Below are 16,192 nucleotides of genomic sequence, written 5' to 3' on the forward strand. Positions count from 1 at the left end.
AAGCCGCTCTTACGCACCGACCAGCCGCACCGGCCGCAGTAGCCGGTTGCGCAACGGCGGGTAGCCGATGTCGCCCGGCGTGAGTGGCGGCAGGGAGCCTGACCACGACGCCCACCGCCTGGGCGGCCGCTCTTCGCCACCGACCAACCGCAACCGGCCGCAGCAGCCGGTTGCGCGATGGCAGGCCGCCGACATAGCCCGGCAACGCGCCCGGCGTCAGCGGCGGCAGGGAGCCTGACCACCCGCCCGCACGCCTGGAAAGCCGCTCTTTGCCAACGACCAAGCGCAGTGGCCGCAGAAAGCCGACCCCTCACAGGCTCCGGCGGTGTCTGCACGAGGTCGACCCCGGCCGGAGATTTGCGGCAAATGTCCATGACCTCGATATGGCTGGCCGATCTTGTCAGAGGGTCGGGCTAGCCTCTGATCGTGGGACGTAGCCAGGCGGTGCCGAAGGGCCGTGACCCGCGTTTCGGGCCGGACGCCGACGACGCGGGCTGCACGATTCTGCACGTCGACATGGATGCCTTCTTCGCCTCGGTGGCCGTCCGCTCCCGGCCCGATCTTCGGGGCAAGCCGGTGATTGTCGGCGGGGTCGGGCCGCGCGGTGTGGTCAGCTCGGCCAGTTATGAGGCCCGCCGGTTCGGGGTGCGTAGTGCCATGCCGACCGCCCGGGCTCGTGCGCTCTGCCCGCGGGGCATCTTCCTGCCCGTCGACGGCCCGGCCATCGCCGAGGCCTCCGAGGCCGTCATGGCGATCTTCCGTGACGTCACCCCGCTGGTCGAGCCGCTCTCGTCCGACGAGGCCTTTCTCGACGTGGCGGGTGCTCAGCGGCTGCTCGGCCGGCCCGTCGAGATCGCCCGGCTGATCCGGCGCCGCATGCAGGAGGAGCAGCGGCTGACCTGTTCGGTAGGGGTCGCGCCGACCAAGTTCGTGGCCAAGCTCGGGTCCACCCGGGCCAAGCCCGACGGCCTGATCGTCGTTCCGGGCGGTCTCGTGCTCGATTTTCTGCATCCGCTGCCGGTTGACGCGCTGTGGGGAGTCGGCGAGCGGGCGGCCGAGACCCTGCGCCGGCTCGGCCTGACCACGGTCGGCGAGATCGCGCACGCCCCGGCCGGCATGCTGCGTGGCGCCCTGGGTGACGCCGCCGCCGTTCACCTGCACGAGCTCTCGTGGGGGCGCGATCCGCGGCGGGTCAGTCCCGAGCGGGAGGAGAAGTCGATCGGCGCCGAGATGACCTTCGACGTCGACGTGGCCGATCCCGAGGTGCTGCGCAAGAGCATGCTCGCGCTGGCCGACAAGGTGGGCGCCCGGCTGCGGGGGAGCGGCTTCGTCGGGCGCACGGTGGCGATCAAGGTGCGGCTGGCCGACTTCCGCACGGTCAACCGGTCACGCACGATGCCCACGAGCACCGATGTGTCCCATGAGATTTTTGAGATCTCCTGGTCGCTGTTCACCGCCCTCGGGGCGAGCGACCACATCCGCCTCGTCGGCGTGCGGGTCGAGGGGCTGACTCCCGCCGCCACCACATCGCGGCAGCTCAGCCTGGGTGAACCCGAGCATGGCTGGCGCGAGGCCGAAGCGGCCAAGGATGCAGTAATCGCCCGTTTCGGTCGAGCCAGCGTCGGTCCGGCCAGTCTTTTGGGACGAAGCGATCTACGAAGAACCGAAAATCACCCGCACTCGACGGTCGTCCCGCTTTCCGACCCGCCAACCCCCTCGTAGACTTGCTCGGTAAGGCAGCCGACGGCTGTCCCGCGCCACTTACCTTAGTGACACCCCGACCCCGCCTGGGGGGTTGGATTTGCGCCCGGGGAGGAATGCCGTGCCGCTCTCGGAGCACGAGCAGCGGCTGTTCGATCAGATCGAGCGGTCGCTTGCCGAGGATCCTAAGTTCGCCTCGGCTGTGCGGGCCAGCGACCCGCGTTTTCACGCACGGCGCCGGCTGCTGGTCGCCGCGTTCGTCATCGTCCTTGGCCTAGCGCTGGTCGTCTATGGCACGGTCAGCAGCAACACGCCGCTGGGCGTGGCGGGCTTCGTGGTCATGCTGGGTTCCGCCGCTTTCGCGATGCAGTCCCGCCGCAAGAGCTCGGCCCCGACCGACCTGCACGCCGTGGGCGGCACCGCCACGCGGCGCACCCGCCAGACCCGCAAGTCCGGTTTCATCGACCGGCTGGAGGACCGCTGGCGTCAGCGTCCCGAGGGTCATCGCTGACGGTCCCGCAGACCCGCGGCTGACGGCGACGGCAGCCGCGGATCTCGGCACAACCTGGAGACAGACCACCGACGATGGCGGCCACCGAGGCCGCCATCGGTCTTTCCTGTGCGCCAGAAAGCGCCACAAAGCGCCCAAGGGGCAGCCCAAGCAAGGCGCAGCCCCAGCAAAAGTGCCGCCCCCCACCAAGGGGAGCGGCACTTCGTCGTACGGGGGGAACCGTCAGCGGCTCTTGTGCGGAAGCAACCGCCGCGGACTGAACTTGACCATGGCGTCCCGCAGCCGGCCACTGGCCCCGACGAGCCGAGCCGACCCCTCGGCGATCCCCAGCCGCCACCGCATCAGCACCGACGGCGGCAGCAGCACCGCAGTGATCCGCGTACGCCGGGTGGCCGACCGCGCCAGCCCCTTGCGCACCTGGTGCAGCGCCGTAGTCAGCTCGCCACCCTGCAGCGGCTTGCGCGCATAGCGGGCCCGCTCCTCCGCCGACCCGAGCAGCGTCGCCGCCGAGGCGGGCTCCTCGAGCAGCACGGCGTCCCGGACCAGCCGCTGGGCCGTGACCCGGGGCGTCTCGGTCGGGTCGATCGGGATCCGGAAGTCGACCATCGTGTCCATCAGCTCGTCCCACGCGGCGTGCGCGTCGGCTCGGGCCTGCACGGTGTCGGACGTGACCACGAGGTCGGACGGGCCGCTCAGCGTGGTCACCTTCGGATCCTTGGGCACCGTGGCCGCGTGCCGGTGCCGTCGCAGCAGCACCCGGCGCAGCATCGGCACCAGCAGCAACGCCAGCAACAGGGCGGCCAGGCCGATGATCAGCACGGCCGTGCCGGAGATGCCGCCCGTGGTGCCGTCGTCGATCGTGCCGACCGCGCCCGAGTCGTTGAGGTCGGGCCGGTCGGGCCGCTCCAGCCCGTCGGTCGAGGACGGGCCGGCACCCGGCGCCGCCTGCGACTCCGTGGCCGTCGGGGCCTGCGTGGGCAGGTCGACGTCGGGGGCGTAGTCCGAGCGGGCCGCGCCGGTCACGCTCGCCGCCGGGGTGGCGTCGAACGGGATCCAGCCGAAGCCGCGCATGTAGACCTCGGTCCACGCGTGGGCGTTGCGGTTGGTGATCTTGTAGGTGCCGTCCTCCTCGCGCTCGCCGCGGGTGAAGCCGAACGCCACCCGGGCCGGGATCCCGGCCTCGCGGGCCATCCAGGCCAGCGCCGCCGCGTACTGCTGGCAGTAGCCGACCTTGGTGTTGAGGAACGCCGCGATCTCGGAGCTGGCCCCGACCGGCTGCGTCGACAGCCGATACGTGAAGCCGTTCTTGGAGGAGAAGTACTCGTAGAGCGCCAGCACCTTGTCGTACTCGGTGCGCTTGTTGGCAACCAGCCCGTTGACCAGGTCGGTGACCGCGGCGTCGTCCGGGTGCGCCGTGTTGAGCCGTACGATCGGGTCGTCCGGGCTCAGCGGCTCGGCCTGCCGCAGCTGGGCGGCGGTCGGCCGGGCCCGCACGTAGTCGAAGGTGTATGACAGGCCCTTGGTGGACCGGCGGTTGGAGAAGACGACCTGCTGGTTGTCGTCGAAGTTCCAGCCGCTCTGCAGCCCGTCGACCCCCACCGTGTTCTGGTAGACCGGCAGCATGCCCTGCTGCAGGCTGTCGCTGACCTGCACCTCGGCCCGGTGCTCGGTGAAGTTGCGGGTCGCCGTCGAGGTGCGCGGGTCGGGCAGGCCCTGGTTGACGCTCTCGCCGTTGGGCGTACGGCTGCCGAACCCGTTGGTGGTGAGCTGGTCGGCCACGCCGAACCGCAGGTAGTAGGGCGTCTGCTCGTCGGTCTTGAGCCGCACCAGGTCGACCACGTCCGTACGGGTCAGCTGGCCGCTGAGCGAGGCGAACAGGTTGATCCGCCCGCCGGTGCCGTTGCCCGTGCCGACGCCGACCCCGGAACCGGTCTGGGTCAGCCGGGACAGCAGCCCGCCGTTGATCGTGGGCACGAGCAGCGGCAGCAGGACGGCCGCGACCACGCCGACGACCCCGAGGCGGCGCCCGGCCGCGGCCAGCGGCGACGGCTCCCACACGTCGACGTCGCGCCCGTCGCCGGTGAACCGGCGGCCGAACCGCCGTACGCGGTCGATGTTGTCGCTGACCAGGAGCCAGAGGAAGCCGAAGGCCCCGATGATGAACGGCAGCACCGGCACGCTGTCGACGTAGACCGCGACCGGCACCGAATAGATCGCCAGCATCGGCAGGCCGGCCAGGGCGGGCCGGCGCGCGACCACGGTCAGCAGGTCGACCACGATCGCGACCGAGCCGATGCCGAGCACGGTGACGAACAGCAGGCCGTCCCGGTCGGGCACAGGCACCCCGTACGACCTGGTGTCCTGCCCGGCCTGGGTGAACAGATCGGCGAAGTGGCCGAACGTGCTCGGGGTCGGGATCAGGAATTCCTCGCCGCTTCCGAAGAGCCAGGTCAGGGTGAGCAGCAGCACCAGGATCATGCTGAGCGCCTGGGCCCACGAGGGGAACCGCAGCGTGCGGGCGCCGACCGCGGCCCCGGCGATCAGGCCCACCGTGAGCAGGCACTGCATCAGCCACGTGTAGCTGTCGAAGATCGAGACGATGGGCGCGGACGCGAGCAGGGTGGCCCCCGCCGCGACGAGCCCGAGCCGTCGCCGGCCGCTCATCGGATCACCCCGCCCACGGTCTCGGCCATCGCGGCCCGCCACGCGAAGCCGCTGGAGCCGCGCGCGGCCGCCGGCCACAGCGCGGGCAGCGTCGACCCGTGCACGACCGGCACCGAGCGCCAGCCGCTGTGTACCAGGGCCAGCGCGGCCGCCGAGTGCTCACGGTCGGATTCCGACCGCTCGCCGGCCGACATGTTGACCCAGGTCGAGCTGTCGATGGCGAAGCCGATGCAGGTGGCGCCGTTGCCGCGCAGGCCGGCCAGCAGCTCGGCCTCGGGCACGGTCAGCGCGCCGAAGATGCCGATCACCAGGCCGCCGTCGGAGCGACGGCGCACCTGCTCGACGAGCACCGAGATGTCGCCGTTCTGGGCCAGCTTCACGTCGGCCAGGGTGTCGAGGATGACGCCCTCGCCGGTGGCCTCGGCGGCGTCGATGTCGACGCCCGAGCCGGTCACCAGGCGCAGCTTGTAGCCCTGCTGCCGCAGGTGCATGGCGATGCTGGCGGCGGCCGACACGGCCCACTCGAAGCTGGCCGTCGGGCCCTCGCCGCGGTGGGCGTAGACCCGGGTGTCGAGCACGACCGTGGCCCGGCTCTCCCAGGGCTGCTCCTCGCGGCGCACCATCAGCTCACCCGTACGGGCGGTGGACCGCCAGTGCACGCGCCGCAGGTCGTCGCCGCGGCGGTATTCCCGGGTGGCCGCGTCGTCCTCGCCGTGCACGGCCACCGACCGGGCGCGGCTGTCGCCGGTGCCGGCGTATTCGCCCGCGAGCCGGACCGAGGGGAGCGTGACCACCTGGGGGATGACGGTGAGCTTGTCGACGCTGGGGAACGAGCGGGTCAGCTCGCACAGGCCGAACGGGTCGGTCAGCCGGATCACCAGCGGGCCGATCGGATAGCGGCCTCGCACGTCGGCCCGCACCGTGTACGCCACGCTGCTGGCCTGGTGCGAGCCGAGCCGCTCGAGCACGACCCGGGGGCGGCTGCCCAGCGCGTACGGCAGCCTGTCCTCCAGGAGCAGGGTGCCGGTGGGCAGGCGCGACATGTTCTGCAGGCGCAGGATTACCCGCGCGCTCGACCCGACCGGCGCGCGGCCCGGGTCGAGCGAGCGGGTGCAGGCCAGCTTGTAGCGGCTGCGGCCCACGTACGCCGCGGCGAGCAGCGGCAGGGCGGCGAGCAGGATCGCCACCCGCAGCAGGTCACGCTCGCCGAGAATGATCGCGGAGATGCCCGCCGCCGCGGCCGCCGCGAGGAACGAGCGACCGCGGGTGGTCAGCCCTCGCAAGGCCTCCCGCATGGTCAGCGCCCCCGAGGCTCGTACTGGTTGCCGCCGGCGTTGTTGCTGCGGGTGTCGTACGGCGAGCGGTTGCGGTCGTGCGGCAGCGGCAGCCGGTGCACGATCTCGGACACGATGGCGTCCGTTGTGCGCCGGTTGAGCTGCGCGTCCGCCGTCGGGATGATGCGGTGCGCGAGCACCGGCACGGCCAGCGCCTGCAGGTCGTCCGGGAGCACGTAATCGCGGCCCTCGAGCGCCGCCACGGCCTTCGCCGTACGCAGCAGCTGCAGCGTCGACCGGGGGGACGCGCCGAGACGGATCTCGGGTGCCTCCCGGGTCGCGGTGACCAGGGCGATCGCGTACTGCTGGACGGCCTCGGCGGCGTGCACGTCACGGGCCGTGGCGATCAGCCGGCGGACCATGGCGGCGTCGGCGACGGCCCGCAGGTCGTTCAGCGGGTCGTGCGCGCCGTGCCCGCCCAGCATGGCCAGCTCGGCCCGCGGGTCGGGGTAGCCCATCGCGATACGCGCGGTGAACCGGTCACGTTGCGCCTCGGGGAGGGGGTAGGTGCCCTCCATCTCGATCGGGTTCTGCGTCGCGATCACCATGAACGGCGCCTGCAGTTCGTACGTCGTGCCGTCGACGGTGACCTGCCTCTCCTCCATGCATTCGAGGAGGGCGGACTGGGTCTTGGGCGACGCGCGGTTGATCTCGTCGCCGACCACCAGGTTCGCGAACACGGCGCCGGGCTTGAACTCGAAGTCGCGCTGCTCCTGGTTGTAGACGCTGACGCCGGTCACATCGCTGGGCAGCAGGTCGGGCGTGAACTGGATGCGCCGGACCGAGCAGTCGATGGAACGGGCGAGCGCCTTGGCCAGCTTGGTCTTGCCCACGCCGGGCACGTCCTCGATGAGCAGGTGACCCTCGGCCAGCAGGACCGCCAGAGCGAGCCGGACCGTGGCGCTTTTGCCCTCGATGACCTGTTCGATGTTGGCCATGATGGCTTGCGCGGCGGCGCGGAAGTCCTCGTTCGGCATAGGTCCACCGGGCTCGTCCCAGGTCGGGGTTGTCACGGGCCTCCTCCAAGTTGGTGTGCGCGCCAATCTTGCGCAGCCGGGGCGAAAGGGCAGCGAAAAGCTGAGCGCGCCGCCCCGTCACCCACAGGTTAGCCCGATCACAGCAACTCGCCGAGGTCGGCCGTCGGCCTGATTCGACAACCGTCAACCGGACATGAGTATCAGATAGGTAAAGAATCAGACATCGCTCTAGTTATATTTGCCGATGTTCAAGAGCATCAGCCATCGACGGGCCACACAAGTGAGGTGCGGGCCGGTGGGGGTTCTGCCCTGCTCGCGGCCGCATCTGAGCCCGGTCGAGAGGGGCTGAATTGAGACCGTTATCCGTACCGTCCGCGACCCGGCGGGTGGGGGCGGCCGCCGCAGGTATCGTCCTGCTGGCATCGCTGCTGCCGGCGCAGGCACAGGCCGCGCCGCCGCCCGGGGCCGCGACCGGAGCGACCGACAGCAAGTCGCAGCGCCGAGCCGACTACGACAGCCGGCAGAACCTGGCCGCCGCGGCCGCCGCGCAACCGACCGCCGCCCTGAGCCGCGCCGTCGTTCCGGCGCCCACCGGCAACGCGGTGAAGGCCCTGCGCGACTCGCTCGGGGTGCAGGGCATCGTCGACGTCGACCGGACGACGGGCACCCCGCGCCGGGTGGCGAAGCTCGACGGCTTCCTCACCGGGCCCAGCAGCAAGAAGCCGGCCAAGATCGCGCTCGACTACGTCAAGGCCCACACCGACGTGTTCGGCATCGACGCGGCCGACATCGCGACGCTCGTGCTGCGGCAGGACTACGTCGACGTCGAGGGCACCCACCACCTCAGCTGGGTGCAGGTGGCCGACGGCGTGCCGGTCTTCGGCAACGGCCTGAAGGCGCACGTCGCCAAGGACGGCCGCCTGGTGCAGGTCGACGGCTCGCCGCTGCGGTCGCTGCCGTCGAGCGCCGGCGCCGCGAAGGTCTCGGCCACGGCCGCCCGTGCCGCCGCCGTCAAGGACGTGTTCGGCACCTCCACCGCCAAGGTCACCAAGACCGCGGGCGGCAAGACCACGTTCAGCGACAACGGCAACGTCAAGCAGGTCTGGTTCCAGACCGCGTCGGGCCCGCGCCTGGCCTGGCAGACGATCGCCGTCGACGAGGGCTACGTGCACGTCGTCGACGCGGCCAGCGGCGAGGTGCTCTACCGCAAGAGCACGATCGCCAACGACCGGGCCGACGTGTGGCAGAACTACCCGGGCGCGGCCAAGGGCGGCACGCAGCAGCCGGTCGACCTGACCGCCAAGGGCTGGCTGCCGAACAACGCGCGCGTGCTGAGCGGCAACGTCGCGCACGTCTACTCGGACGTCAACGACAACGACCTGCCGGACGCCTCCGAAGAGGTCGGCCCCTCCGGTGTGCGCTCGTGGAACTACCCCTTCGTCGACTTCAACGACGAGGTCGGTGGCCTCTGCTCGGCCGCGTACCCCTGCTCGTGGGACCCGGAGACGCCCAACTCGTGGCAGACCAACCGCAAGCAGAACGCGGTGCAGCTGTTCGCGTTCCTGGGCACCTTCCACGATCACCTCAAGGACTCGCCGATCGGCTTCACCCGGGCCGCCGGCAACTTCGAGGCGCGTGACGGCGACGCCGTGCAGGGCCAGGCGATGGACGGCGCCAACACGGCGGACGGCCTGCCCGACCCCAACCACAGCGACAACGCCAACATGAACACCCCGCCCGACGGCATCCCGCCGGTCATGCAGATGTATCTGCTGAACCCGGGGCCGGCCTCGGTCGCCGCCAACACCGGCGACGAGGCCGACGTGGTGTTCCACGAATACACCCACGGCCTGTCCAACCGCCTGGTGGTCGACGCGGACGGCAACTCGACGCTCAGCGACTACCAGGGCGGCGCGATGGGTGAGGCGTGGAGCGACTTCTACGCCTGGGACTACCTGGTGGCCAAGGGCCTCGAGAAGGACACCGCCAAGCCGGGCGAGGTGCTGGTCGGCAAGTACTGGACCGCGGGCGGGACGATCCGCTACGAGGCCCTGGACTGCCCGGTCGGCTCGACCGCGACGCAGTGCGCGGGCACCCCGGGCGCCGGTCCCGGCGGCTTCACCTACGGCGACTTCGGCAAGATCTACGCCGGGGGCCCCGAGGTGCACGCCGACGGGGAGATCTGGGCGCAGACCCTGTGGGACCTGCGGCAGGCGGTCGGCAGCAAGACCGCGCAGTCGATCGTGACGCGCGGCATGGAGCTCTCGCCGGCCAACCCGTCCTTCCTGGACATGCGCAACTCGATCCTCGCCGCCGACCTGGTCGTCAACAAGGGCAAGAACGCCAAGACGATCTGGAAGGTCTTCGCCAAGCGGGGCATGGGCTACTTCGCCGCCGCCATCGACGGCGACGACACGCAGCCGGTCGAGGACTTCTCGACGCCGCCGTCGGCGAACACGCCGAGGGGCACCCTCAAGGGCAAGGCGACCGACTCGGACACCGGCGCCGCGGTGGCCGGCCTGACGGTCGCGTTCGGCGGGCACGCCTCCGGCTTCGCCGGGGACTACCGGGCCACCACCGGCGCGGACGGCACGTACACGATCTCCGGGATCATTCCGGGCACGTACGCCAAGGTGTTCGCGCGCGGCGCCGGCTTCGACCAGGTCGTCAAGACGCTGTCGATCAACTCCGGCACCAAGACCGAGAACTGGTCGGTCCGCAAGGACTGGGCGGCCTCCTCGGGCGGCGCCTCGATCGTCAGCTTCACCGGTGTCGACTACACCCCGTACGGGTGTGGGCCGAACGAGCTGATCGACCAGTCGCAGACCGCGGGCTGGGGCTCGGAGGTCGAGACCGAGGCCGGGCAGAACGCCGTGATCCGGCTCTCCGGCGCGGTCGACGTGTCCGAACTGGTGATCAACCCGTCCGCCATCTGCGGTGACGACGAGACCGCCTCGACCGGTGGCTACCGCGTCGAGACCTCGGCCGACGGCACGACCTGGGCCGTCGCCGCGAGCGGCACGTTCCCGAACGGCACCGTCACCCCGACCCCGGTCGCACTGGCCGCGGGCACGGGCGACGGCGTCCAGTTCGTCCGGTTCACGATGCTGACCACGCAGGGTCAGGACGCGGGCCTCTGCCCGGCCGGCCAGCCGCCGACGGTCAGCGGCTGCGTGTTCATCGACAGCACCGAACTGGCGGTCTACGGCCCGGCCGCTTAACCAGCAAGACTGATACCGGTCGCCGCTCACGGGTGGCGACCGGTATCATGCAACGCATGGCTCGGCGTTTCCTGCTTCTTAGCCGGCCGTGCTGATTCCGCTGTTAAAAGCGGCCCAGCACGGCGACCCCTCCTGCGTGAGGGGTTTTTTCATGCCCAGAGCCGCCCTTAGACGAGAAGACGGATGCCGACGATGAGCGAGTCAGAGACCCCGAAGTTCCGTTACACCGCCGCGCTGGCCAACGAGATCGAGCCGCGCTGGCAGGCCTACTGGGCCGAGAACGGGACGTTCCAGGCGCCCAACCCGGCCGGCGAGCTGGCCGACCCCGCCCACCCGCGGGCCGGCGCGCCGAAGCTGCACGTGCAGGACATGTTCCCGTACCCCTCCGGTGCGGGCCTGCACGTCGGGCACCCGCTCGGCTACATCGGCACCGACAGCTACACCCGCTACAAGCGGATGGCCGGCTTCAATGTGCTGCACCCGATGGGCTTCGACGCCTTCGGCCTGCCCGCCGAGCAGTACGCGGTGCAGACCGGCACCCACCCGGCGGTCACCACGGCGGCCAACGTCGAGCGCTACAAGACCCAGCTGCGCCGCCTGGGCCTGGCCTACGACGACCGGCGCTCGTTCGCGACCACCGACCCGGAGTACTACCGGTGGACGCAGTGGATCTTCCTGCAGGTCTTCAACTCCTGGTTCGACCCCGCGGTGCGCAAGGCCCGCCCGATCGACACGCTGATCTCCGCGTACGAGGAAGGGTCGAAGCCCACGCCGGACGGCAGGGCCTGGGCCGAGCTGTCGCCGGTCGAGCGCCGGCAGCTGATCGACGACCACCGCCTGGCCTACGTCAGCGAGGCCCCGGTCAACTGGTGCCCCGGGCTGGGCACGGTGCTGGCCAACGAGGAGGTCACGCCGGACGGGCGCAGCGAGCGCGGCAACTTCCCGGTCTTCAAGCGCAGCCTGAAGCAGTGGATGATGCGGATCACCGCGTACGGGGATCGCCTGGTCGAGGACCTGGACACGCTGGACTGGCCGGAGCCGGTCAAGCTGATGCAGCGCAACTGGATCGGCCGGTCGCGCGGCGCTCACGTCGACTTCACCGTCGGAGCAGACAAGATCACCGTCTTCACCACCCGGCCCGACACCCTGTTCGGCGCCACCTACATGGTGCTGGCGCCCGAGCACGAGCTGGTCGACAAGATCACCCCCGCGGCATGGCCGAATGGGACAAAAGCCGCCTGGAGCCAAAAGCATGACACCCCGCGCGCGGCGATCGCGGCCTACCGGGCGGAGGCCGCGGCCAAGACCGAGGAGCAGCGCACCGAGGGCAAGGAGAAGACCGGCGTCTTCACCGGCGCGTACGCGACCAACCCGGTCAACGGCAAGGACGTGCCGGTGTTCATCGCCGACTACGTGCTGGCCGGCTACGGCACCGGCGCGATCATGGCGGTGCCCGGCCAGGACACCCGCGACTGGGAGTTCGCCGAGGTCTTCGAGCTGCCGATCATCCGTACGGTGCAGGCGCCGGAGGGCTTCGAAGGCGCGTTCACCGGCGAGGGCGTGGCGATCAACAGCGACTGGCTGGATGGCAAGGGCGTCGTCGAGGCCAAGGCCGAGATGATCGCCTGGCTGGAGCAGCAGGGCCACGGCAAGGGCGCGACCACGTGGCGCCTGCGCGACTGGCTGTTCAGCCGGCAGCGCTACTGGGGCGAGCCGTTCCCGATCGTCTACGACGAGACCGGCCTGCCGGTGGCGCTGCCCGAGTCGATGCTGCCGGTCGTGCTGCCCGACGTCGACGACTTCTCGCCGCGCACGTTCGACCCGGACGACGCGGACAGCGAGCCCGAGACCCCGCTGTCGCGCAAGAAGGACTGGGTCAACGTCGAGCTGGACCTGGGTGACGGCCCCAAGTCGTACACCCGCGAGACCAACACCATGCCGCAGTGGGCCGGTTCCTGCTGGTACGAGCTGCGTTACCTGGACCCGAAGAACGACAAGGCCCTGGTCGACAAGGACAACGAGGCGTACTGGATGGGCCCGCAGCGCGACGGCGACTGCGGCGGTGTCGACCTGTACGTCGGCGGCGTCGAGCACGCCGTCCTGCACCTGCTGTACGCCCGGTTCTGGCACAAGGTCCTGTACGACCTGGGCCACGTCTCGTCGTTCGAGCCGTTCCGCCGCCTGTTCAACCAGGGCTACATCCAGGCGTACGCGTTCCGTGACTCCCGCGGCGTCATCGTGCCCGCCGAGGAGGTCGTCGAGCGCGACGGCAAGTACTTCTACGACGGCCAGGAGGTCGTCCGCGAGTACGGCAAGATGGGCAAGTCGCTGAAGAACGTCGTCACACCCGACGAGATGTGCGAGCAGTACGGCGCCGACACGTTCCGGGTCTACGAGATGGCGATGGGCCCGCTGGACGTCTCCCGTCCGTGGGAGACCCGCGCGGTCGTGGGGTCGCAGCGCTTCCTGCAGCGGGTGTGGCGCCTGGTGGTCGATGAGGAGACCGGAGCCGTACGGGTGGGGGACGAGCCCCTGGAGCCCGCGGTGCGCAAGACGCTGCACCGCACCATCGAGGGCGTCCGCGAGGACCTGGACGAGCTGCGCTTCAACACCGCCATCGCGAAGCTGATCGAGCTGACCAACACGCTGACCCCGCTGCCGTCGGCGTCGCGCGAGGCGGTCGAGCCGCTGCTGCTGATGCTGTCGCCGTTCGCTCCGCACCTGGCCGAGGAGCTGTGGGGCAAGCTGGGGCACGCGGGCACGCTGGCCTACGCCGACTTCCCGGTGGCCGACCCGGCGCAGCTGGTGGCCGAGTCGATCACGTATCCGGTGCAGGTCAACGGCAAGGTCAAGGCCCGCGTCGAGGTCTCACCCACGGCCCCCGAGGCGGACGTACGCGAACAGGCGCTGGCCGCCGTGGCCGAGGCGCTGGCCGGCCGCACGCCCAAGAAGGTCATCGTCGTCGCCGGCCGCCTGGTCAGCGTCGTCGTCTGAGCTCAGAACAGAGAAAGGCCCACCTCGTACGAGGTGGGCCTTTCTTATGTCAGGCGGCGGCCTTCTTGGCCGAGCGCTTCCACCAGAAGACGATCGACGTCGTCAGGGTGAAGCCGATCAGGGCCGGGGCCAGCGACAACGGGCTCATCTCGCCCGGCTTGACCACGGCCGCGCCGATCACCGCGTACGAGATGGCCGACGGGATCGAGGCGAGCGTGGTGCCCAGCAGGTAACGCTTGCGGCAGACGCTGGTGGTGCCGTAGGCGTAGCCGACCAGGCCGAACGGGGCCAGCGGCAGGAACCGGACGAGCAGCACGGCCGACAGGCCGCGACGGTTGAGCCAGCCGTCGAGGCGGTCGAGCTTGCCGCCGGAGCGGGCGGCCAGGGCGCCCCGGCCGACCCAGCGGCCGGCGTAGTAGGTGGCGGCGGCGGCGATCACGGCCGCGGCCAGGGCGGTCGCGGCGCCGGTGGCCGCACCCAGCAGGGCGCCGCAGGCCAGCGTGATCGCCGTGCGGGGGACGAGCACCGAGAGCAGGAGGCCGCCGATGACCGCGATGCCGACGGCGGCCGCCGGGCCGAGGGCGGCGACGGTGTCGGCGATCTCGCGGATCGGCAGGGTGGCGGCGGCAACGGCAACGCCGCCGACAACAGCGCCGAGGATGCCGAACCGGACAAGTCGGCGCTTCCACCCCAGAGACGAGGCCGGGGTCTGCGTGGGCTGAGAAACCTGAGTGTCCGCCGCGAGATTCACGCCCCGCGGGGCGATCAGGATGTCAGTCATGCAGGCGTACCGTCCCTTGCTCGTCGGGTCTGTTTCAGGAGCCGGCTGCGGCGAGCCGTTCCGCTCGCAGTTTGTCGGGCCAGGTGTCGTCGACCGGGGAAAGACTATCCGCGCCGATCGCCCAACGCAGTAGCAGATCGGCTATAGCTGGGTTGCGAGCCAAAGCCGGGCCGTGCGAGTAGGTGCCCAGGATCTTCCCGTGCCAGGCTCCCTCGGTTTGCCCGTCATTGCCAACTCCGGCCGTCACCCGGGCGAGGGGCGCGACCCCGGGGCCCAGGTGCGTACGCCCGCCGTGGTTCTCGAAACCGGACAGCGGGGGCAGGCCCAGCCGCGGGTCGATGTCGCCCCGGATCTCACCCACCGCACGGCTCTCGCCGCGGTCGGAGTGCAGGTCGAGCAGCCCCAGGCCGGGGCACTTGGCCCCCTTGGCGAAGAACGAGTGACCGAACAACTGGTAACCCGCGCAGATGGCCAGGACGGCCGCGCCCTGGTTGACCGCCCGGTGCAGGCCGCCGTCGTTGATCAGGCGCTGGGCCGCGAGGGCCTGCGGGCCGTCCTCGCCGCCGCCGATCAAGTAGATGTCGGCGGTCGAGGGCATGGGCTGGTCGGAGCGCACGGAATAGGTCTCGACCGGGATGCCCCGCAGGGCCGCACGCCGGGCCAGGATCAGCAGGTTGCCCCGGTCGCCGTAGGTGGAGAGCAGGTCCGGATAGATCCAGACGATGCGCAGGACGCTCTCAGTTGACACGGTCCAACTCCGCTCGGATGTCCTGGAACGCCGTGTAGTTGGCGATCACCTCGAGGCGGCCCGGCGGCACCGACCGGACGACCTCGTCGAAACTCAACACGTGCCGGAAGGGGATTCCGTTCACCTCGAGCCGCACCGCGAGGTCGAACGCCCGCTCGCCGGTGATCAGCACCGGCCGGTCGTGCAGGGGCGAGAAGTCGACGTCGTAGAGCCACGAGGTGTCGAAACCGTCGGGGTCGCGGGCGTTGATGGAGAGCAGTGTGGGCGCCTGCTCGGCCATGTCGAACGCCTCGAGCCAGCTGGCCGGGTTCTTCGCCAGCAGCAGCCGGATGTTGCGGCCGTCCCGGTCGACCTGCGCGTAACGCCCGGCGATCGAGGCCACCGTGCTCAGCCGGGGGAGCGCCTCGATGGGGCGGACGCCGAACTCGGCCGCCACGGCCAGCGCGGTGGCCGCGTTGCCCAGGTTGACCGTGCCCGGGAGCTGCAGCTTGACCAGGTGCCAGTCGCCGCGTGGGTCGATGACACCGTCGTCCTCGACGCGCCACTGGGCCTGCGGGCGGCGCAGCGAGCACCCGGTGCACCACCAGTCGCCGTTGGCCCGCTCGATCGGGTCGCCGCTCTCGGGGCACACCCACGAGTCGTCGGTCCAGCGCTGGCCGGCGCTGAACCAGGTGATGTGCGACGAGCCGCGGGCCGCCCACACCACCATCGGGTCGTCGGCGTTGGCGACGACCGAGATGTCGGGATGCCCGGCCAGCGCGGTGCGCCACATCTGGGCCATCATCGCGACCTCTTTGGCCCGGTCGAGCTGGTCGCGCGAGAGGTTGAGCAGCGCCACCACGCGCGGGTTGGTCTCGTCGATCACCCGGGCCAGGTAGTGCTCGTCGACCTCGAGCACCGCGAACGGCGTCGAACCGGCCTTGGCCAGCGCCGACGTGTGCCCGGTGGGCATGTTGGCGCCGAAGGAGTTGGTGGCGACCGGGCCGAGCACGCCCAGCGCGGCGGCGGCCAGGCGCGTCGTGGTGGTCTTGCCGTTCGTGCCGGACACCAGCGCGATCGCGCGCCCGGCGGCGAGGTTGCGCAGCAGATCAGGATCGATCTTGAGGCCGATCCAGCCGCCGATCACCGAGCCGTCGCCGCGTCCCGCCGCCCTGGAGAGCGCGGCCGCCGTTTTCGACACCGAGGTCGCGACCTTGGCCCGCAGGGGCATTTTCCCGTCCGTCACGGGACACGAGGGTACCGGACCGGGCTGTCACGTCGA

Annotated in this window: 10 protein-coding genes; 4 read left to right on the forward strand and 6 right to left on the reverse strand. The window is 70.9% G+C overall.

What is annotated here, in order from left to right; translation table 11 throughout:
* Positions 1 to 426 precede the first annotated feature (426 nt).
* Together dinB and JKJ07_RS19890 are read left to right on the forward strand one after the other, a co-directional pair.
* Positions 427 to 1,722, forward strand: coding sequence for a DNA polymerase IV (gene dinB, locus JKJ07_RS19885; RefSeq protein ID WP_202993075.1), 1,296 nt, complete (start codon positions 427 to 429; stop codon positions 1,720 to 1,722).
* Between the two features lie 100 nt (positions 1,723 to 1,822).
* Positions 1,823 to 2,212, forward strand: a complete 390-nt coding sequence (locus tag JKJ07_RS19890) for an SCO2097 family morphological protein (protein WP_202993076.1) — start codon at positions 1,823 to 1,825, stop codon at positions 2,210 to 2,212.
* 222 nt (positions 2,213 to 2,434) lie between these two features.
* Here JKJ07_RS19890 and JKJ07_RS19895 read toward each other — a convergent pair whose 3' ends face one another.
* The 3 genes from JKJ07_RS19895 to JKJ07_RS19905 are packed head-to-tail and all read right to left on the reverse strand — an operon-like array spanning position 2,435 to position 7,223.
* On the reverse strand, positions 2,435 to 4,876 hold the full coding sequence (locus tag JKJ07_RS19895; protein WP_202993077.1) for a transglutaminaseTgpA domain-containing protein: 2,442 nt from the start codon (positions 4,874 to 4,876) through the stop codon (positions 2,435 to 2,437).
* Positions 4,873 to 6,171 carry a DUF58 domain-containing protein gene (locus JKJ07_RS19900; protein WP_202993078.1) on the reverse strand — a complete coding sequence of 433 codons (1,299 nt, stop codon included), beginning with the start codon at positions 6,169 to 6,171 and terminating at the stop codon, positions 4,873 to 4,875. Before JKJ07_RS19900 ends, JKJ07_RS19895 begins: the two co-directional genes overlap by 4 nt.
* A gap of 2 nt (positions 6,172 to 6,173) precedes the next feature.
* On the reverse strand, positions 6,174 to 7,223 hold the full coding sequence (locus tag JKJ07_RS19905; protein WP_202993079.1) for an AAA family ATPase: 1,050 nt from the start codon (positions 7,221 to 7,223) through the stop codon (positions 6,174 to 6,176).
* Between the two features lie 314 nt (positions 7,224 to 7,537).
* Between JKJ07_RS19905 and JKJ07_RS19910 the strand changes: the two genes are divergently transcribed.
* A complete protein-coding gene (locus JKJ07_RS19910) occupies positions 7,538 to 10,408 on the forward strand; it encodes a M36 family metallopeptidase (protein WP_236029343.1) in 2,871 nt (956 codons plus the stop codon).
* 183 nt (positions 10,409 to 10,591) lie between these two features.
* Positions 10,592 to 13,402, forward strand: a complete 2,811-nt coding sequence (leuS, locus tag JKJ07_RS19915) for a leucine--tRNA ligase (RefSeq protein ID WP_202993080.1) — start codon at positions 10,592 to 10,594, stop codon at positions 13,400 to 13,402.
* A gap of 49 nt (positions 13,403 to 13,451) precedes the next feature.
* On the opposite strand, the gene JKJ07_RS19920 is transcribed toward leuS, so the two are convergent.
* The 3 genes from JKJ07_RS19920 to JKJ07_RS19930 are packed head-to-tail and all read right to left on the reverse strand — an operon-like array spanning position 13,452 to position 16,141.
* The gene (locus JKJ07_RS19920; RefSeq protein WP_202993081.1) at positions 13,452 to 14,183 is read right to left on the reverse strand and encodes a TVP38/TMEM64 family protein; all 732 of its coding nucleotides are present in this window, start codon (positions 14,181 to 14,183) and stop codon (positions 13,452 to 13,454) included.
* 34 nt (positions 14,184 to 14,217) lie between these two features.
* Complete coding sequence (locus tag JKJ07_RS19925; protein WP_202993082.1) at positions 14,218 to 14,931, reverse strand: type 1 glutamine amidotransferase; 714 nt, start codon at positions 14,929 to 14,931, stop codon at positions 14,218 to 14,220.
* Complete coding sequence (locus tag JKJ07_RS19930) at positions 14,921 to 16,141, reverse strand: MurT ligase domain-containing protein (RefSeq protein ID WP_202993328.1); 1,221 nt, start codon at positions 16,139 to 16,141, stop codon at positions 14,921 to 14,923. Before JKJ07_RS19930 ends, JKJ07_RS19925 begins: the two co-directional genes overlap by 11 nt.
* Positions 16,142 to 16,192 lie beyond the last annotated feature (51 nt).

The organism is Paractinoplanes lichenicola (genome assembly GCF_016785085.1).
Lineage (GTDB): Bacteria > Actinomycetota > Actinomycetes > Mycobacteriales > Micromonosporaceae > Actinoplanes > Actinoplanes lichenicola.

What these genes read in the sequence shown, in the direction of transcription:
- JKJ07_RS19900 (WP_202993078.1), bottom strand. Translation starts at nt 6,171, where the DNA reads ATGCGGGAGGCCTTGCGAGGGCTGACCACCCGCGGTCGCTCGTTCCTC.
- JKJ07_RS19930 (WP_202993328.1), bottom strand. Translation starts at nt 16,141, where the DNA reads ATGCCCCTGCGGGCCAAGGTCGCGACCTCGGTGTCGAAAACGGCGGCC.
- JKJ07_RS19920 (WP_202993081.1), bottom strand. Translation starts at nt 14,183, where the DNA reads ATGACTGACATCCTGATCGCCCCGCGGGGCGTGAATCTCGCGGCGGAC.
- JKJ07_RS19895 (WP_202993077.1), bottom strand. Translation starts at nt 4,876, where the DNA reads ATGAGCGGCCGGCGACGGCTCGGGCTCGTCGCGGCGGGGGCCACCCTG.
- leuS (WP_202993080.1), top strand. Translation starts at nt 10,592, where the DNA reads ATGCCGACGATGAGCGAGTCAGAGACCCCGAAGTTCCGTTACACCGCC.